This window comes from Legionella sp. (assembly GCF_965140895.1).
GTDB lineage: Bacteria > Pseudomonadota > Gammaproteobacteria > Legionellales > Legionellaceae > Legionella.
The window spans coordinates 1-19,620 of record NZ_CBCSKT010000059.1 but is presented as its reverse complement, the minus strand read 5'-3'; the positions used below and the strand labels follow the sequence as shown (position 1 = coordinate 19,620).

The window sequence follows — 19,620 nt, the reverse complement described above, 5'->3', positions numbered from 1 at the left end:
TAAATATGAGGCACTGAGGGAGATGGCTTTGAAAAAAGTAGCTTAACTGGGTTGTATCGTTTTACTTGACCACGTCAAGACGATTAGATGGAGCCACCACGCGGTTTAATTTTACCCACTATTTTCATGCTCAAGAAACGATTAATGAACGATTAATCGATACCGTCACCACCTCGATGAAGATTTTTATAGAACGACCTACAGGGGAGTCTTTAATCTTATCTGGTCGTTTAAGTGTTTTTGAAGATAATACAGCGACGCTTCACATGAATTTCTTAGATCCCATTTTGCATAAGCAACTATTGGTTGTCGATTGGACTTGTAACATTAGTAATGGTCAAGATGATAATGGTTTAGTGTTATTTGATATATCTTAATTGACTGTAGAATAGAAAGGTCTGAGAAGAGCCAGTCTTGAACTACGTTAATTGACTTAATGCATTTGTCACTTTTTGAGGCGTGCCTGGCACGCTCATTGGAAAACTCTCAGCTCTTAATACACCTGCTTCATTAGCTTGCGCTATTTCATCTGTTAATAAAGGATATTAATGGCTATAGATCCAGCCCAGCGCATCTGTCGGGATTTATTGCTATCGTGCTTAGTGTATATTTCAAAGAAATGGTTATTATTGCATTATTAAAGACACCCTTTTAGAAAACCATTTATAACAAAGAAAAAGAGTACCTCCTATAAAAAACAATGCTGATAGGAGATTTTTATGGATTTAAAACTCAATGATAAAACTGCACTTATTACTGGATCAACCGCAGGTATTGGCTTGGAGATTGCCCGCACCCTAGCCGTCGAAGGGGCAAAGTGATTGTTATTAGCCGTAACCAGCAAAAGCTGGATGAGGCCTTAGCAAGCATAAAAACCTCGGGATCTACGAAAGCAAAAAATTCTCTGATATTACGGATGAAGACTGGCTAAAGTTTTTCGAGATCAATGTTATGGGGGGTATTCGACTTGCGCGGGCTTATTTCGAGGGAATGCTGGCACGCAATTGGGGACGCATCATTTTCGTTTCCAGTGAGTCGGGGCTGATGATCCCATCAGACATAAAAGAGCTTCATCTTTTATTTCAGAAATGTATTTTCTCATGCTTTCAAATAGGCCTTTAGAATACTTGTTGATAAATTTTAGTCAATGTGGTTAAATTTGGGATACCAGCCCATTAAAGATGACTAGAGCATAAATGACCACTCACAATGAACTGTTTAATTTTATAGATAAAAATGTCGATCTTTCAAGAACGAATAAATTTGATAACTGCAAAAAAATTAGTAAAAAAACAACGCTCTCCGAGGAGATCTATATTCAATTTGAGCTGAAGCGAGATAAAAACAGCTTAATTATTGATGATGAATCTTCTTATCAACTCCAAGATCACCATATCAGTTTTTATAAAATGCCAAAAAAGGGGCAATACCACTATACGGCCTATTTTCTTGATGCAAAATTAAACCCTTGTCAGCATCAGCTGCATGTCTATTTTAATGAGCAGGATGAGTTAATAGAACGTACTCCTATTGAATTCTCAAAGTACAATGATGAAACTAAAACATATCAAACTTTAGCAAGCGAAAATATAAACGAACAGTTTATTAACTTGGCAAATAATAAAATAGTCCCCATTCTTCGGATGCTCCGAGAACAACATACAATAAAAGTGGAACGCTTGGAGGAGGAATATCAAGCTCAAGAACAAAAATCAAGCTTATTGAGTACGAATATTCTTGGTAAAAACTATCTGGAATCATTAGAAAAAACTCTAAAAATACTGGAGGAGCTAATTGCTCTAGGAGGAAAATCCTATTACCAAAGTACAAAAAAGCTACTTGAAGGCTCTATTTCCTACATTAAAGAACAACGTTCATCTGTAACCACTACAAAAAACAAACATCCCCGGATAAAAAAAGAAAAATATCAGAATAATAAAAATTCAATTTTTACATCAGAAGAACTCATACTATCAAAACCTCAGAAAAAAGCAGCCTCATCCTCGGATGATGACAAACTGGAAACAAAAATTAATCAATTAATGACCGTAGTAGAAGCACTAAAAAAACTAAGCACAGAAAAACAAATTACGTTACTAAAAGAAATTTTTTCAAAGGTCCATGAACTGGTACTTACCTGTGAAAAAAAAGAGTTATTCCCTAAGATAAAGGAGTTATACAAAATCACTTATTCTTCAGGAGGAGAGCTTCTTTGCGATTTAATAGTACCAGACAACGTAGAAAAAAATAGATTCAAATTAGCGGCCCAACTTGAACCGTTCCATGATGGTTTAAATTCTAAATTACTGAGTATAGCTTTAGATGCTGGCGATCACGAGCTACTTGACTTTATTCTTACATACAAAAAATTTCATATTAATGCCTTATCATTTGAATTCGAAGAAGGCTTTTTTCCATCAGCAGTACATTTTTGTTATCAAATAAGTCATGAATCAATGATTCCCTGCCTTGCTGTTTTAATCAAACATGGCGCTTCTGTACTTGTAAAAGACGAAGAAGGCTTGCCAATAGCATATAAAATTCTGTCTACACCTAATCACCCGTTGCAAAAAGCATTTGAAGACAATAAAGAACTAACCATTAAATCAGCCTCTTTTTATCAAAAATTAATTAAATCACTCCAGGGTTGTTTGAAGCTACAAAATATTGATGAACCGGAAAAGCAGAAACTAAGAGATGACATAGAACACTATCAGCAGGAACTTAAAAATATAAATTCAGACAGCCAGTTACCTACAGTAGGTCTATCCCAATTATCTTTATTTGCCCCCCTTCTCAATAAAACAGGCATCAATTCAGAACCGCATGAAGAGCAAAATAAAAACATACTGCAATAAAAATGTTTAAATTCAAAGAAATGACACAGTTATTTAAACACTATCAGCAGATACAGAAGAATCTTAAGGAAGCCCTATAGTAAAATAGGGCTAATGTTCTCAAAGCAATTGCACCAGATCAATATTATTATTTAAAACCGCAATAGCTACTCCAGTACGAAATGGAGTAGAACAATACCGTAAAAATACGGTATATGCTCAACATAACTTCAGGAAAAAATTCAAGATTTCAGATCTGTTCATTGTGTTATGGTTGATGCAATGAGCTATTGTCAAACTCATCGTTTCTTATAACAGTAGAAACAACATCTTCATTTTCAATTGTCGTTGTTTCATTCTCGTGATGTTCTTCATAAAGATCAAGGTTATCTAAATGGTCATTATCTATCTTATTTCCCTCTTTTGAAACTAACGAACCAAGAATGGGATTAACGCCAGGTATAACTTCTTCTTTTTTCGCATTTAAAATAGTCTCTGCTTGGGTATCAAGATTCTTATCATTGGTTATTGAGTGAATAATTTCTTTGGGTGTTACGTTGTTTGCGTCAATTAAATCGATCATATTTAAAACTGCGCCAGCAGAGTGAAAACCACAACTTACCCCGTCAAAAATTGGTTGGGTAGCAAGCCTGTATACCGCCACATCGTTACCCAGGAAAGAGGATTGTATCTCTTTTCCAATTTCAAAAGCCCACAAACCAAAAGCTTTAAAAGGTGCATTAAATAATCCCCAAATTTTTTCAAAAAAGCCTGGAGCGTCTGAAGAGTTAAAAAATTGCTTTGGAGAACTTATTTTGGAATCAAATACAGTTACTTTTCCTTCATCGCCTATTTCCTTGAAAAGAGCTGTATAATGACGCTCTCCAGCTCCCTTACCTAACAGGGAGCAGCCAATACCAAAGTTTCTAATACCTATTTGATTTTTTATTGCATCAACCGTTGTTTGATACGAAGGTTCCGCAGCATCCCCACTTCCTTGTTTTACAGCAAGTGGACTAGGAATAATTATAAAATTTTTATTTTTATTGTAGAAATAAATTACATTCATTTCGATAAAAGAAATGTGAACAGGAACCTCTCTCTTTTCCCATTCGGTATTTCCAGTGAGATGCGTCCCAATTATTAAATCCATTTCGTTTGAATAAAGCATTTTTCTTGGCATTTTTTTATAAAACCTTAACTTCCTACTGATATTGTACATTATATAAAACTTTTATTATGGTTTTCTTAAGCGAAGCTGATGCACAATCTTTAAAAATCACCATAATTAAAGATAGAATAAAAAGGAAAATATGATGTTCTTGGCACGTTACCTTAATAAGCAACCGATGGCGGAAGTTGAACGTAGTGATGCCAACCGTGTAGTAGAGAATGTAACTTAATGATTAATTTAATTATTTATGGATTTACAATAGGCATTCTTGTCTCTGCACCTATAGGACCGATTGCTGCCTTATGTGTTCAGCGCTCTCTAAACCTGGGATTTAAAGCCGGTTTTATTACTGGATTAGGCTCAGCTTTAGCTGACGGAGTTTTTGGTTTAATTACTGCATGTGGGCTTACGTTCATCTCAGACCAATTAACGACATATCAGGCACAATTGCAATGTCTTGGTGGTTTGATATTATTGTATCTTGGAATCAAGCAATATTTAAAAAATCCTAGAACACTTCATATAAAAGAGCATCAATACTCATCCTGGCATTTTTTAATTCAAGCTTTTCTGTTGTCTCTTTCTAATTCCGCCGCCATCCTCTTATTTTTTGCCGTGCTAGCCGCTCTAGGATTAGACCATCTGAACCTGAATCTGCTTGATGGCGGCATCTTGATCGTGAGTATTGTGCTCGGCTCTACTCTAGTTTGGTTAATACTAAGCGCTACCATCACCTATATTTTAAAAAAACACGTTAACTCCGATACGCTGCGGATTATTAACTTTGTTTTTGGCACTACTTTTCTTATTCTAGGAATTGTCATCTTAGCTAGACTTATTGCATTTTAACCAATAGTGCGAATATGTAATTATCTATTTTTAATAAATTTTTGAAAATAATGTTCAAAAAATGGATGTAAATTAGTTTCATTTCTATACTGAATATTAAGTCGAATATATATGGAATGAACATGGCAGATATTTTTGATAAATGTTATAGCGAGAATGGTAATTTTGCAGCACAAAGCAAGGATGATGACAACTACTTAATTAGTCCTATCTTACAAGGTCCATCTGGCCCACACATGCACTTTCAAAACAAACCCATGATAGTCTGGACCATCAATGATTATTTAGGTCTTGCGCAGAACCCGGAAATTCAAGAAGCCGGATTTAAAGCAGTCCGAAATTGGAGCACAACAACCCCAATGGGCGCACGACTTATGTCTGGTAATACGATGGATCATATGAATTTAGAAAAAAAATTAGCCTCACTTACTCAAAAGGAAGACGCAGCGTTATTTATTGCTGGCTATCTGGGAGTACTTGGCACAATTACTGGCTTGGCAGGAAAAGGTGATACCATCGTTATTGATCAATATTCCCATGCCTGCATGATCGATGCCGCCTTTCTGGCTCAAGCTCGCACTGGCGTGCGTATCAAACCATTTAAACATAATGATATGGCCGATTTGGAACGGCAATTAAAGTTAGCATCAGAAGAAAATCAAGGTGGAATTCTAATCGTTACTGAGGGTGTTTTCGGGATGCGTGGCGATCTGGCTAATTTACCAGAAATATGCGCCTTGAAAAAAAAATACAAGGCTCGCCTCTTTCTCGATGATGCGCATGCTTTAGGTGTGCTTGGCAATGAAGGCCGAGGAAGTGGGGAATACTTTAATCTCCAGGATCAAATTGATATTTATTTCGGTACGTTTGCTAAAGCCTTTGTTTCCATCGGTGGTTTTGCCAGTGGCCCTCGTGAAGTAATTTCCTATCTACGTCTTAACTCAAGGCCCGCGATTTTCTCTAAGGCACATCCATTAGTTCTTATTCACGCCATTGATAAAGCAACCGATTTAATCATTGCTGGTAAGGAAAAACGTTTAAAATTATGGGAAATAGCCACAGCCTTACAAACCGGATTAAGAAAACTGGGCTTTGATATAGGCCAAACTCAAACCCAGATAACCCCAATTTATATTCGTGGTGGAGATATGAAACTGGCGATTGAAATGTTACATATTTTACGGGATGAATACGGTATTTTTGTGACCGCAGTATCCGCTCCTGTCGTTCCTCAAGGAACCATTCTGTTCCGTCTTGTTCCTACTGCCGCCCATAGCCTAGAAGATGTAGAAATGACACTGGCAGCGTTTCAAGGTGTACGTGAACGGTTAGCGCTCAATTAATCAGGAGTATATTATGGTTCTGCATCATCCTAAACCTGAAAATATGGTTGAATTACTTAATTTACAAGCTCAAAAAATAGAACAAGATCGATTATTTTTTTTAAATTCGTCAACAGGTATTGAAGATACATTGAATTATCCTTCTCTGCGCATCCGAGCTCAGTCGATTGCTGCAAGAATTCAGCAACATACGCAACCTGGAGATAGAGTTTTATTAATTTATCAGCCTGGATTAGATTTTATTTGTGCGTTTTATGCCTGTCTTTATGCCGGAGTTATTGCCGTACCAGTCTATCCACCCGCAGAAAAGAAACTCATAGAAAAATTACAAGCCGTCATACAAAACGCCAAACCTAAAATTATTTTGTCGACAGAAAGCATTATCAAACAAATCACTAAATTGAAATATGTTAAAGCATTACAAAATCTACCCTTTGTTACCTATTTGATGGAGCGTTTTCAGGAAAATGCCTACGAGTTAACCCAATGGGATTTTGATAAATTCACCTGGATTAATACGGACACTATTTCAGCAGATGAGGCTGGTGATTATAAGGAGCCCCTAATAAAACCAGAAAACACCGCCTTCTTACAATATACATCAGGCTCTACTGGCCAACCCAAAGGCGTGATGGTTAGTCATAGTAATCTTCTAAATAATCTACAATTTATCAACGAGTACTACAGTGCAAAATACAATTCTGTTTGTGTTATTTGGCTTCCACCCTATCATGATATGGGTTTAATTGGCGGAATACTTTATCCCGTTTTTACAGGAATACCCGTTTATCTCATGTCACCACTGACATTCCTGCGTAATCCGGCAACCTGGTTACAAGCCATTACAACCTTTAAAGGAACCGTGACCTCAGCACCAAACTTTGCCTATGCACTATGTAATAAAAAGATTTCCGAAGAAACCAAAGCGCAACTTGACTTAAGCAGCATGCATGCGTTTTTAAATGGAGCTGAACCGATTAATGCCCATGTTATGGATGAATTTACCCGACAATTTATGAATTGTGGCTTCAAAAAGGAAATGTTCATGCCCTGTTATGGCCTTGCAGAAAATACATTAATGGTCACAGGGGAACAAGGAGGCTTAACTCATTATTTCAATAAAGAAGAACTACGCAATCATAAACTGCTGGAAGTCTCTGCAACAGACCCGACAGCGCAAGCGGTTGTATGTTGTGGCACCCTTTCAGAAGGAACAATCATTGTTGATCCACAAACCATGACCCCATGCAATGATCAGCAAATTGGGGAAGTTTGGCTCTCTAGCCCCAGCGTAGCTCACGGATACTGGAATCAGGAACAAGAGACCAATACTTATTTTAAAGCCACCCTGCCTCACAATAGCGAAAAAAATTATTTACGTACGGGCGATTTGGGTTTTACCATGAATAATCGATTATTCATCATGGGAAGATTAAAAGATTTAATCATTATCAATGGAACCAATCACTATCCACACGACATTGAACGTTCTGTAGAAACCTGTCATCCAGCAATACGGCAAGGTTCTTGTGCAGCAGTCAGCATTGCAGGAAATTATCAAGAAGAACTGGCCGTAGTCGTTGAAATTAATAAGAACTGTCCTGAATCAGAGTTAGAAGCGATTATTAGCGCAGTGAAACAGATTATTCTGCAAGATCATTCATTATCAGTCCATCAAATTGCGCTTATAAATGAGCGTAGTCTTCCTAAAACAACCAGCGGCAAAATAAGACGTCGACTTATTCAATCTCAATTAATGGATAAGCAACTCGAAAGCAAATTACTATGGGTCATCGAGTCCACGCCACCCGAAGAGATAAAGACAAACGCGAATAAAGAAGTGGGCAACACGCAACAAAATGAATCCTCAATTCCCTCAGAGTTCATACAAAATCTTCGCCATACAATTCATGTAGAATTAAGTGATATGTTAGATATAGATAGTACAATCATTGATGACAATAAAAATTTCGCTGAATTTGGACTTGATTCGCTGATGGCAGTGGAATTAGAAGCTCGATTGCAGAACCATTTAAAAACCCGCTGTTATTTGTCCGAAGCGACCGTGGTGAATTACCCTACGATTAATTTATTAATAGAGCATATCCAATCACTGCTAGATAAATCAGCCTCTATAGAAAAATCATTATCCACTCCATTTGCTTTTATCGATACTCCAGAACATTCCTTAAAACCAAGAACAGAAGGATTAACTTCACTATTAGATAGTGGGATGCATTTAATGGATACGGAGCACCTACTTTTAATCGCAGCAGACTATATTGATGTCGTTAAATTAGGTTTTGGAACCTCCAAGCTCTATCCAGAACCCATATTACGGAAAAAAATCGATTTGTTAAAATCAGCCAACATCCATGTCTGTGCAGGAGGAACATTTTTTGAGGTAGCCCGCAGACAAAATAAAATAGAAGAATATTTTAACGAATGTGTTCGTTTAGGCTTTAACTGCCTGGAATTATCTGATGGCCTAGCAGGTATACCATTAGAAGAAAAAATTAACTTAATCTCTCAGGCAAAAAACTATGGCTTTGTTGTTCTCTCCGAGGTAGGCAGAAAGGATGCAAAACAAGACAACTTACTAAGCATTGAAGATCGCTTAGTGGAAATAAAGGAGCAATTAAATGCAGGGGCGTGGAAGATTATTCTCGAAGCACGTGAATCAGGCACCACAGGCCTTTTTAATACCGATACGTCTATCAAAACAGAGGATTTTGAACGCATTATAACGGAGATTAATCCTAAAGATTTACTCTTTGAAGCCCCCATAAAACATCAGCAAGCATGGCTAATTAATCACATAGGAGTTTCGGTAAATTTAGCAAATATTGCTCCAAAAGATGTATTGGCTTTAGAAGCGCTTCGTGTTTCTTTAAGAGCAGATACGATTTCTAAGGAAGCTCCATGAACCATAAAATCATTCGTTTTGAAGTAGGTGCTGCAGGCGCGCATCGCGCGTCAGAACGAGGCGATCTTTGTATTATTGTCGATGTCTTGCGCGCGAGCACCTCAATTATTGCCGCGTTCATGGGGGGGATCAAATCCATTCATTTAGGTGACAATGCATCATTCGATGTTGACCCTAATGAAATTACAGCGGGAGAACAAAATTGCATTAAAATACCCCACTTCACCTATGGAAATTCGCCAGAAGACTTACTGCACACGACACATAAAGGTCGTGAACTTCATTTTTTCTCAACGAACGGCATTCCATCGATTAAAGCGTGTATCGCTCACAAAGTGCCGATTTTAATTGGAGCAATTATCAACTCGGATGAAGTAGGACTTCTGTCTAAAGACATTGCGCTGAATTTGGACCTCAATATCTCTATTATTTTAGCCGGCTACAAAGGTACTTTAGAACAAGATGATCTACTCGCAGGTTCGCTAATTTATTACAAACAGCTACGTTCCTTTCAAGTGCAAGGTGAACAAGAACCTGTTTATTCTGATAATTTATTAGAGTCGCTATTGACTAGTCCTGCGGGGATTCGTCTTTCCAATCTAAATCTGGAAAAAGACATCTACTTTGGTGCGCAAGAAGATATAACCAAAATAGTCCCTATTTATGATGAAAAGGCACAACAATTAATACCCTTTGTTTAGGCATCGGATTATTGGGAGAGCGTATTATGTTGAAGTTATTTACTGAACACCCCGCATCAGTCAATCAAACTTATTGGGAGCATTTATTATTCGCCTTTTCCTTTGGATTTTCGATGGTCAAAGGAGGGTGCGCCTGCCTGATTCATGCTATTTTTCCATTTCTTTTTCAAACAACAGGAAGCCAAACAGCCTTTAGTGCCGTAGAAAAATACTTACAAAGATGCCCCAAAAAAAATGAGAATGATGGAAAGCTACTGGAATGTATTCAAGCACGTAAACTAAAAAAATAAGGGATGCTCACTGACAACTATTGGGCCTGAATTTTATAATAAGAAGGCTAAATTGCCTTCTTACTTTCTACTAATAAAAAAGATGAGTAGGTATAAAAATAACCATAAATATTACTGACGTTTTGGGGGTAAATTCTCTTTTTCACTGTTCTCATCTACCGAAGGATGTTTTTTCGCGATACCACTGGCGATTATTTTATTATTAGCAAAGAACATTGTTCTACCAACCCAGCGATTTTCAACAGTATTGCAACTATAGCTATTCCAGAAAAAAAAATTTCCTGTACCGATTTTTGTATATTTAGAATATTTATCTGATTTGGATTCCCTTTTCTTGTTAATACCTTTAACAGTGGATTCACCTATTTTAGTTAATGTACTTGGCTCTGGCTTTATCCGCATGGGCTTCTGGTTATTTTCTACCGTAGGCTTTTGCAAATTACAGTGTATCTGATTTAAGTCCTGGAGTAGTGCGTCATGGTTTAGCTTAAGAATAAGAGGAGCATTAGGAGCAAGTTGTTTTATATTCTGATCAATTTCATTAAATCGTTTTTCATTCATAATAAAATACTCTCAAACGTTATGAAGGTTAACTAAGAATAACTATTAAATATTATCGGCTAAGGACAACCCTTGATCAATTTGAAGTGCTCATTGAAAGACAAAGGCTTTATAACATTCGTTTTGCATTAGATTTAAGCAAAATTTCAACGAGCATAACATAAAGATTTTATATAATCATCCGCAATACTCGTGTTATTTATTATTGGGTATTTTTATCGCAAAAGATATTTTCGATACTCTTTATAGTCATGCACTTCTGTTTCTCCCTTACGCTCAGATGATAAAGTAGCTACATATGGAGTATTCGAATGTTCCATGCCCAAATTCAGGCTCCTCATGTATTTGATTAACGTATTGATAACAAAATCTATTTTTTGATTTTTGCTATTTTCGTTTCTAAGTACGATGGCTCTGGCAAGATAGCCTCCTTATGGGTTTTTGCAAAAAAATGCGGGGATTTAGATTTCGAGTTTTTATTGATTAACGCCCTATTATCACCAAAATCAAGTATATTTTCTCCATAGCTCAATCCCTGTAATTCTTTCTTCGTTGGTTTATAAGACCATGAAAAAATCCATGGATTTTTTTCCTGGGAATTGCTCCTCCTCTTAGGCTTATTTTTTGCTTTTGGGGCTTCTGTAAATTGATCCACAACCTTATTTAGGTTCTTACTCATCTTTGATGAGTCAGGATAATTAAAACCCATTGGATTAGATTGATATTTCGCAGAAGATAAATAATATTCTTTCGTTGAATCTAAAGATAAGGGAGAAATATATTGCTTTGGTGCACTAGATGTCGAAGAGAAATCTTGTCTCATTGATCCTTTATGTGAAGAACTACTGTTAGTCTGATTTTGAATTAGATTTGATTCATCTTGTGTATCAGGTAAACAAAACTCTTCTGTTAAATCTAAAGATAAAGGAAAAATATCATCCTTTGAACATGTATTTTCTATGGCATTATGCCCATGAATTGGATTTGATTTATGTTGTGTATCAGGTAAACAATACTCTTCTGTTAAATCTAAAGATAAAGGGAAAATATCTTGCTTGGGTATTTCACGGTGCTGATTCATTGAAAGCGCTTGAATTAGCGCAGATACTAAGGACTCTTGAAAAAACAAGTATGAACCTGATCTATTTTCCTCTGGAGAAGAGGTTGATTCTGCCAAACATTGTAACGTAAAGAAATAAAGCTCCGTTCTACTTGCAGTTATAAGCCAATCATAAAGCGATGTAGGATTGCTATCATTTGGTTGATTGTTTTTATTCATCGTAAAGCCCTTTTATTACACATATTGATTATAGTTAAATCAATTGACATGTTCAAATAAAATTTAGTCTGTGTTTTTTTATAGAGCCATGTCTATAGTACTTATGGCGAAATTGCATCCAATGCTGGCGGTAAATTAATTATAAAATAGGCTACTCACTTTTATTCCCGATATCTCGGATATGTATCTCTGAAATATAAATGACCAAAAACACATCTAGAAAACCTTTTCGTCCCAAATAAAAAACATATGTTCATTTTTGCAACGAAAGCACCTTTGTGTTAATTTGCTCCCAAAAGTACAATGGATACAAAAATGATACAAAAGAACAAGAATACTGCTCCTTATAAAAAATCATCAATGATTGAGTGGCAAGGAATCATTGATTTAACTAAAGACGAGAGCACTCCTTTTAAAGCCACTATAGAGAAATTCGCTCAAAATAATTGCCAAGCTCACGATTTAGATTTAAAAAATATAGGTACGAGCTACTATTCTTTATATTCACTACGAATTAATAATGCAGATCGCATTCTTTACACCGTGTTTACGCATCAAAATCGAGCCTATGTTGTTCTATTAGAGGTGGTTTATAACCATGATTACCAAAAATCCAAATTTATGAATCCAGGCTTTTTGGATGAATTCATGTTTAAAAATCAATTGTCTTTAATTCAAATTATTAAAGAGCAAAATGTAACTGAAACAGATGAAGTTGATAAAACCGAATTACCAATCGAATATCGATTTGTTAAAAAACAAGCTCGAGAATGGGTGATTTTAAGCAGCGAACAACAACATTTATTAAATACCTATCAACAAGCAAATAATATTATGTTAGTCAGTGGAGGACCGGGTTCGGGTAAAAGCATTGCTGCGTTGTCGTTGCTAATGCATGAATTACAGGTTGATCACGGCACCCGTGGGGATAATTTAGTGTATCTCACTCAATCTGCGCTGCTGGCAGAAACCATGCAAGGCCGTTGGGAACAGCAAAGAAAACATTTAAACTCAGAAGAGTTTGCATCTAATCCTTTTGCCAAAAATGTATATTTCTTAACTTACCCGGAATTTATTAAGCACTTAATTTTAGAGTCTCCTGAATCTATCTCGTTGCTTGATAAAGAATATTATCAAGCCTGGTTTGAGAGTTATTCACAAAGCATAAGCATAAAATCCAGCAATTTAATGAAAGAGCTAAAACGCCAATGGGGTAAACAGCTCAGTTCATTTATTTATAAAGAGTTTCGCATTTTATCAGGTTACTTAACTGACGAAGGAACGCTCCAGGGCACCCGGAAATCATTTTTTTCAGATGAAAATCAACGAAAATGGATAGAAACTGCTTTTTTGGCTTATCAGAAAGGATTGAACGAGAGCCATCAACTGGATCTTGTTTTTTCTCCAATATATGAAAAAAAAATTAGAGGGTATGTCGTTGTTGATGAAGCACAAGATTTTAGTGGGGCACAGTTATGCAGTATTTATCGTGCTGTAGAAGATAAAAAACTCAGTTTATTTTATGACTTTCATCAGGCATTAAGCGATGATTTATCCCAGACAAAATTTTTAATGGACTTGGGCGCCCAATATGGCGCTTCATTAAAACAAATCCTTTTAAGTGGTTCTTTCCGTTTACCTAGTAAATTGGTGAAACTGGCGAATGATATACTCAAAATGGGTAGAAAGCTAATTGGCGGGATCAGTGACCGAAATGATGTGCTGAAATTGGAGCAAACGGTAGAGCAGGAAGAATACCATCAGCAGAATCCAGAAGAGTTTCTGGAATGGATTAATGATAGTGAAGAAATAAGAAAAAAGCCGGAGCTTATTGCTAAAATCTGCAACTCAGTTGATGTTGCAATTATTACATTACAAGAATACAAAAATGAGGTGATAAATTTATTTAAAAGCCATTCAGTTTTTACTGTAGAAGAAATTAAGGGATTAGAATTCACCCATATTATTGTCTATCGTCTCTTTGACTCTGTGGAGGCAAGTCAGGCAAATAACCACTTAAGGACGTTGAATTTAAACAAAGAACCCCAGTTTTTTCCTAAAGCAGGAAAGGGAAATTATCAATATAACCATTTGCTGCATTTATGGTTTACTGCAATGACTCGGCCTAAACAACGCTTGTCCCTGATTCAAAATGCTCATCATAATAATGAAACGATTCTTTCACTCATTGAGAATAATTTTCAAAAAACATATACCATTAATACAGAAAATTTAAATATCAGCACTCAAGAAGAATGGAGGCATAAAGCTCAAGAAGCCTTAAAAAATGCGAATCATGAGTATGCCCGCTGGATTTGCGAAACAAAGCTCGAGCAAACTCTTGATACTTTTAGCATGAGAGATATTTCCAGTGAAGTACACCCACCAGAGATTATCCAGAAGCCCATAGTCGTTCCGCCGGATGCTCTTTCGACGAATAACTCGGAAACAGATAAGCTCGTTCTATTACGGCAGGATGTATTAAACAGGTTACGTGCCAATAAAATAAAAGAGGTGGTTAATTTAGTACTCAAAGTAGCAAACAGAGCTAATTTATTTGTGTCATTATGTGCTGATCCTGATTTTTTTCAACAATTGGTGAATAATTACTGGTTTATTAAATTACTCTGCCATCATGATAAAGACAGCATGCCTTTATTAAATGATTTGTTATCTATTAAAGAAGGTGAGAGATTATTTTTATCTATTTGCGTAAAAGAGGAAGCCTCTCAGGAAAATCTGGGGCAATTTGCCAATCGCCTTTTAGAAGAACCAAGTTTTATCTCTGCTTTTCTGAAACGGAACGCTCGCTCCCAGTTATCAGCTTGTCATCGTCTGCATCAGTTATACGGTAAATTATACGAGATTTATCCTGAAGAATACCCAGAGGATCAAATAAACGATGAATATGACTCACAAAACTCTATTCAAGTAGATTCTTGTTTGCTCATCAAGGCGCTGTATTTTGTACAATACTTAATTATTAAATCTCAAAAGAAAACAATCGCTCATGAAGAGTACATGAATACTCTTTTGGCACTCCCTCCGCAGAGTGGTATCCCCCTTCTTCTTGATATTTTAGCCCAAAAGAAATTGTGGGGAAATCAATGGTTAAAAGAACTGATTGCCAATAAAGAGGCCATCAAAAAATTGAGTACCCACACAAAGTTCATTACTATTTTATGTGAAAATATTCAGGGTCGTTCTTGTTTGAATCATTTATGCATTGATCCTTCTGGGGCAGGGGCTACACTATTTTTCCACTTATGCCTGGTACCTGGATTTATAGATTCGTTAATAGCATCGGACCACTTTGCAAAAGAAATGTTCCAAATTAATGAAAGCTTTAATTCCGCATTTTATTGGTTATTGCTCTTAAAGGATGGGCAAAATGCCTTTGAACACCTATGCCAACACGCAGGCTTCCAAAAGTACCTGCTGGCGCATGCAGATCTGTTTCTTAATTGTTTATTCAATTTATCTCCCAACCAAAGCTCTCCATTGTACTGGCTAAGTATTTTTTCAAAAGACCGGCAAATATTGTCTTTTTTATTTGACGAGTTAAAGCCTTTGGACCGTACTAAAAGCCAGTTGCAGAAAAAGTTTCTTGAGCATTCGCTACTGATACCCGCGTTGATTTCCTTAAGAACGGATCAGTCTTTATATGTAGGCACCTCAAGTATGCATTATTTATTTTCTTTCCCGAAAAATAAGAGCCTTATTAAAGCTCTGAGTGTGCACATAGTTCCTTTTTTAACACGATTACCTTCGTTTCTTGAAACGTTGTTATGCTGTCGACCTTTTAAAGAGACAAAGGAATACGGTAACTCCTTATTTTTTGGATTGCTGCTGACGAAGGAAGGTGCTAATTTTCTTTACAACTTATTAGAAAATGAGCATTTTTTAGTAGAGCTATCTCAACATAGACACTTTGTGAAAGTATTACTTACTCAGGCCTCGGCGCTGCATTCGTATGCTCCGAATCGTTGTGCTCTTCACTTATTATTAGCCACGAATGATGGACGCAAAGTCTTTACCAAGCTCTGGACGTATCCAGATTTTGCCCAAGAAATTAAAAAGCATCCACTATTAAAAGAGGCGTTCACGACATTAGTTGTTCTCAAAAAAAATATATTAAACCCAAATACTAAACCCGCAACCGATAATTATCATTCACCAGAAGTGAATGTGCTTAACAAGAAAACTACCCAGTCCATAAAAAAGATAGATAACCAATTAAAACAACCCAAGTTTGCTATCAATGCTACATTATTTGCATTAGATAAAAACGCACAAAAGCTCTTAGTAGAGAAGGAACCATTCATTGAAAAAACAGAATCTGGTCTTCATTATCAATCAGTAAAAGATCTTTTAAACCTGTATTTTCCCAAGATAGCAGAAGAACTTTTAGCTGCTATTCAAGAAACGGAGGAGATAGCAAAACCTTCAACGCCATCCTTATAAGGAAGTGCACTTCATCCTGGTTGATTTCAAATGGAGCATAAAAACGCTCCATTTGATTATAAAAGAAACTATAGGGCCAGGGTATAACGGCTGTATTCCCGGGTTAACTGGATTAAGCCCGAACTAGACCATAATGATTTGAACGGATTGAGGTCAGATCCAAATCAGAAACAGTTACTCCATGGGAAAATAATCTATGCCGTTTTTCTGACTTATTTTGTTCTGGTGCAGTATATTCCGCCAGAAGCGCTTGGGGCAGTTTAGCATGATAATTTTCTAATCGTCGCAGGATGGTATCTGCTAAATTAACACTCAGATAGGAACCGTTGCCATGTAAATATGGCTCGGGAGCTAAAGCACGTTCCGTTAACGTATTAAGGCGATTTTTAAGAAACTTCATGCCTGTTTTACATTCGTTATGATTATCACCCCAGATCATCTTATTTAAAGCCGCTTCATATGCACTGATAATATCAGCTGCAACATCACTGGCTTGGAAAAGACGCATGAGTTGCATTTGCGTTGGTAGCTCAGCACTACCCGGCTCCCTCATGAATCGTGCCATGGCCTTTAGTAGCAAGAAGCGTTCGGCTGATGTGAGTTCAATTCCCGCGGGAGGCAACAGATATTCGGCCGCATCGGAAAGGTCATATTTTTCCAATAAAACAGCGAATTGTTCTCTAAGAGTCAATGGCCGATAGGTTTTCAATTGATTTAACTCAGTAAGAGCAAGACTTAATAATTCTGCATCGATAACATTATGGGTATTTGCCTCCTCCGAAATCCCTTTAATCACAGTATAATGTCCATCTTGCTGAGGATTGGGACTATCTTTGTATTTTATGCCCTTAATGCCTGGTTTATCAGGACTAAAAAATCGGTCTTTTTCCTTGAGCTGTTGATGCTGTCCGGGATCGGCCAATTTTGCCTTTTTCGCCTGAATCTTACCCTCAATAGCATCAAATAATATTTTATCTCCTCCGGATTTAGTACACTTCTTGCCAGCTTCATCATGAGCCGTTGCAGGTGCAACATAAACCGCAACATGCTTATTGGCTGGAATTTTGATCTTAACTGCTGCTGATTGGTAGTCGTTCGCCGTTTTTTCCAAAGCGTTGCGCAAGATACTAAGTACTTTTTTATCTAAATGATGTTTTTCAAAAAAAGTACTGACTGAATTAATGATTTCCTCACTGTGCTTACCCAGTGACAAACCAGTGCTTTTAAGTGATTCAGTGGCATGCAACACATGATTAATGATGACTTCTTCCAAGCTGGTGTAGGTATTATTGGTAATCACACTACAGCCAGAAAGCTGAGCTGCTGCTTGCCGTACAATGCGGCCACCATTTGAATGTCCCAGTAGGACTATATCTTTGGGTTGAACACCCTTTTTTTCCAATAAAAAGTTTGCCGCCGCTAAAATGGTGTTCACAGGATCGGCAAATGAAGTTGGCTTTTGTGCCAGATAATCGACGACGAGAAAATTGTAATGATTACGGACAGCCAATTCTTGAGCAATAGGTAACATATCGGTGTACGCAGCCCCAGCACCACCAACAACAATGAGCCATTGATCAGTGGCAACAGGATTACAGTATTCAATAGCTTGTACGGTTGTTTTTTTGTCTACGCGCAGTTGATAATTATGAATATCATTGGGAGCAAAGAGCAGCGTTTTTTTAAGCTTATCAGCAATGTCTCCTTCTTTTTGGGCCACATTAGTCACTACCCGCAGACAAAGGCGTGTAATTATTTTATCAATAAAGCCAGGTTTTGTTGCTCGCTCATTAACCTGTGATTGTTGAGGAAGCGGGCTGGATAGTTCAACAGGTGCAAGACTACGACGGTACAGATGATCCGCTTTAAAGTCCATTTCGAGAATTAAGTCATAAATTACCGCTAAATTTTTTTTAATTTCATTTAGCGCATCCCAAAAAAGATAATTATTACTTTGACGTTCATTAATGATTTGTTCAATCAAGGTGCGGTTTTTATCGATTAATTGATAGTAACTAAAGAGTAATTTCCATGCCTCACGTTTTTGAGACTCACTGATCTTATGGTTTGGCTCATTAAGCTGTTTTTTAATGGCATTAATCGTATTCTTGATTGTATAGGTTGAGAAGCTAAGCCCATTAGCAAGTTCACAAAGCTGGGTTGTTGTGGGCGCGGCTGGTGCAAAACAAGAAGAAGCTTCTTGGCTTATAGAGCCAATTTCGTGTCGCAATTTAGCTAATTCATTTTCAAATGGAGTGGCAGACATTGGTATTACTCATCAACTATCTTTTAAATAGGGCTTAATTAGGCTGAAACCCAAAAACTTAAGCGGAAAAACACTCCTTATCGTCTCAGCTCACCAGGTGTAAGTTATCGTTCCTAGTGAGTTTTCCTTTGTGCAGTTGCTATAATATCAGAACAATTTATGCTGTAAAGAGGCTACAAAAAGTTTATTTATTCATCAAGGCGCCGTAGGCGCATAGGCCGACTGTGTCGGCGACTTGTCGTGTTCCGTGCTACACTAAGGGCTTGTATTATAATCCATTATTTGTATGCATCTTACCCTGAAAAAGCTTCTGCTCAAAGATGAAAACTGGTACCACTACCGTCAGTTTTATTCAGAGTTTGGCGGAATCAGAGAGAGCGTTGATTACAGCATCAATAAAATATTAAGTTGTCGTCATTACATGCGAGGCCATGCGCATTATCACTGCTCCAATCCCTCGTGTACCCATGAAAAGCGAGTTCACTTTAGTTGCAAAGACCGAGGCTGTAGTGCGTGCGGCAAAATTGCTACCGATAACTGGTTACAAAAAAATAAAGAGCTTCTACCACCCTGCCCGTGGCAGCACATAACCTTTACCATGCCCAAAGCCTTAAGCGATTTATTTCTGGTAAACCGCCACCTGCTGAATCAACTGCCCGCACTTGTGGGAAAAATCCTCAATAAACTAGCTAAAGCAAAGGGACTTAAACTCGGCATCTTTATGGCGCTACATACCTTTGGTAGAACCCTCAACTGGCATGTGCATCTTCACGTGTCTGTAACCCGAGGCGGATTAACAAACGACCAGCAATGGAAAAGCCTCTTTTTCAAAAAGAATACCCTGATGACTCTTTGGCGCTATGCACTCATCGCCTTTTTAAGACAGCAGCATCAGCAAGGGACTCTAACTAAATCTCCTGAGATGGGAAA

At 37.2% G+C, this 19,620-nt stretch carries 14 protein-coding genes; 10 read left to right on the top strand and 4 right to left on the bottom strand.

Annotation, left to right across the window (positions count from 1 at the left end):
- Positions 1–65 precede the first annotated feature (65 nt).
- From ACQY7T_RS07520 to ACQY7T_RS07510, 3 genes are all read left to right on the top strand, one after another.
- Positions 66–377 (top strand): hypothetical protein, encoded by a 312-nt coding sequence (locus ACQY7T_RS07520; protein WP_428412377.1) that lies wholly within the window; start codon positions 66–68, stop codon positions 375–377.
- Positions 378–882: 505 nt separating this feature from the next.
- The gene (locus ACQY7T_RS07515) at positions 883–1,122 is read left to right on the top strand and encodes an SDR family NAD(P)-dependent oxidoreductase (RefSeq protein WP_428412378.1); all 240 of its coding nucleotides are present in this window, start codon (positions 883–885) and stop codon (positions 1,120–1,122) included.
- Positions 1,123–1,196: 74 nt separating this feature from the next.
- The gene (locus ACQY7T_RS07510; protein ID WP_428412376.1) at positions 1,197–2,858 is read left to right on the top strand and encodes a hypothetical protein; all 1,662 of its coding nucleotides are present in this window, start codon (positions 1,197–1,199) and stop codon (positions 2,856–2,858) included.
- Positions 2,859–3,105: 247 nt separating this feature from the next.
- Here ACQY7T_RS07510 and ACQY7T_RS07505 read toward each other — a convergent pair whose 3' ends face one another.
- A complete protein-coding gene (locus tag ACQY7T_RS07505; RefSeq protein ID WP_428412375.1) occupies positions 3,106–4,020 on the bottom strand; it encodes a hypothetical protein in 915 nt (304 codons plus the stop codon).
- Between the two features lie 219 nt (positions 4,021–4,239).
- On the opposite strand from ACQY7T_RS07505, the gene ACQY7T_RS07500 reads away from it, so the two are divergent.
- The 5 genes from ACQY7T_RS07500 to ACQY7T_RS07480 all read left to right on the top strand — a co-directional run bounded on the left by ACQY7T_RS07500 (position 4,240) and on the right by ACQY7T_RS07480 (position 10,120).
- Positions 4,240–4,860 carry a LysE family translocator gene (locus tag ACQY7T_RS07500; RefSeq protein WP_428412374.1) on the top strand — a complete coding sequence of 207 codons (621 nt, stop codon included), beginning with the start codon at positions 4,240–4,242 and terminating at the stop codon, positions 4,858–4,860.
- A gap of 122 nt (positions 4,861–4,982) precedes the next feature.
- Positions 4,983–6,203, top strand: coding sequence for an aminotransferase class I/II-fold pyridoxal phosphate-dependent enzyme (locus ACQY7T_RS07495; RefSeq protein ID WP_428412373.1), 1,221 nt, complete (start codon positions 4,983–4,985; stop codon positions 6,201–6,203).
- Between the two features lie 13 nt (positions 6,204–6,216).
- Complete coding sequence (locus ACQY7T_RS07490) at positions 6,217–9,129, top strand: phosphosulfolactate synthase (protein ID WP_428412372.1); 2,913 nt, start codon at positions 6,217–6,219, stop codon at positions 9,127–9,129.
- Positions 9,126–9,830 (top strand): 2-phosphosulfolactate phosphatase, encoded by a 705-nt coding sequence (locus ACQY7T_RS07485; protein ID WP_428412371.1) that lies wholly within the window; start codon positions 9,126–9,128, stop codon positions 9,828–9,830. The genes ACQY7T_RS07490 and ACQY7T_RS07485 overlap by 4 nt, the downstream gene beginning before the upstream one ends.
- 26 nt (positions 9,831–9,856) lie before the next feature.
- Positions 9,857–10,120 (top strand): DUF6356 family protein, encoded by a 264-nt coding sequence (locus ACQY7T_RS07480; protein WP_428412370.1) that lies wholly within the window; start codon positions 9,857–9,859, stop codon positions 10,118–10,120.
- Between the two features lie 111 nt (positions 10,121–10,231).
- On the opposite strand, the gene ACQY7T_RS07475 is transcribed toward ACQY7T_RS07480, so the two are convergent.
- A complete protein-coding gene (locus ACQY7T_RS07475) occupies positions 10,232–10,681 on the bottom strand; it encodes a hypothetical protein (RefSeq protein ID WP_428412369.1) in 450 nt (149 codons plus the stop codon).
- Between the two features lie 370 nt (positions 10,682–11,051).
- Positions 11,052–11,960: a hypothetical protein gene (locus ACQY7T_RS07470; RefSeq protein ID WP_428412368.1), complete on the bottom strand. Its 909-nt coding sequence runs from the start codon at positions 11,958–11,960 to the stop codon at positions 11,052–11,054.
- A gap of 315 nt (positions 11,961–12,275) precedes the next feature.
- Between ACQY7T_RS07470 and ACQY7T_RS07465 the strand changes: the two genes are divergently transcribed.
- On the top strand, positions 12,276–16,424 hold the full coding sequence (locus tag ACQY7T_RS07465) for a hypothetical protein (protein ID WP_428412367.1): 4,149 nt from the start codon (positions 12,276–12,278) through the stop codon (positions 16,422–16,424).
- Positions 16,425–16,536: 112 nt separating this feature from the next.
- Here the strand turns inward: ACQY7T_RS07465 and ACQY7T_RS07460 are convergent, their stop codons facing one another.
- The gene (locus ACQY7T_RS07460; RefSeq protein ID WP_428412366.1) at positions 16,537–18,690 is read right to left on the bottom strand and encodes a hypothetical protein; all 2,154 of its coding nucleotides are present in this window, start codon (positions 18,688–18,690) and stop codon (positions 16,537–16,539) included.
- A 286-nt stretch (positions 18,691–18,976) separates the two neighbouring features.
- Here ACQY7T_RS07460 and ACQY7T_RS07455 point away from each other — a divergent pair.
- A partial coding sequence (locus ACQY7T_RS07455; RefSeq protein ID WP_428412365.1) for an IS91 family transposase occupies positions 18,977–19,620 on the top strand: 644 nt, incomplete at its 3' end.

Excerpts from the sequence above, each read along its gene's own strand:
- ACQY7T_RS07480 (WP_428412370.1), top strand. The coding sequence starts at position 9,857 with ATGTTGAAGTTATTTACTGAACACCCCGCATCAGTCAATCAAACTTAT.
- ACQY7T_RS07495 (WP_428412373.1), top strand. The coding sequence starts at position 4,983 with ATGGCAGATATTTTTGATAAATGTTATAGCGAGAATGGTAATTTTGCA.
- ACQY7T_RS07470 (WP_428412368.1), bottom strand. The coding sequence starts at position 11,960 with ATGAATAAAAACAATCAACCAAATGATAGCAATCCTACATCGCTTTAT.
- ACQY7T_RS07500 (WP_428412374.1), top strand. The coding sequence starts at position 4,240 with ATGATTAATTTAATTATTTATGGATTTACAATAGGCATTCTTGTCTCT.
- ACQY7T_RS07490 (WP_428412372.1), top strand. The coding sequence starts at position 6,217 with ATGGTTCTGCATCATCCTAAACCTGAAAATATGGTTGAATTACTTAAT.
- ACQY7T_RS07485 (WP_428412371.1), top strand. The coding sequence starts at position 9,126 with ATGAACCATAAAATCATTCGTTTTGAAGTAGGTGCTGCAGGCGCGCAT.
- ACQY7T_RS07465 (WP_428412367.1), top strand. The coding sequence starts at position 12,276 with ATGATACAAAAGAACAAGAATACTGCTCCTTATAAAAAATCATCAATG.
- ACQY7T_RS07460 (WP_428412366.1), bottom strand. The coding sequence starts at position 18,690 with ATGTCTGCCACTCCATTTGAAAATGAATTAGCTAAATTGCGACACGAA.
- ACQY7T_RS07510 (WP_428412376.1), top strand. The coding sequence starts at position 1,197 with ATGACCACTCACAATGAACTGTTTAATTTTATAGATAAAAATGTCGAT.
- ACQY7T_RS07505 (WP_428412375.1), bottom strand. The coding sequence starts at position 4,020 with ATGCCAAGAAAAATGCTTTATTCAAACGAAATGGATTTAATAATTGGG.
- ACQY7T_RS07475 (WP_428412369.1), bottom strand. The coding sequence starts at position 10,681 with ATGAATGAAAAACGATTTAATGAAATTGATCAGAATATAAAACAACTT.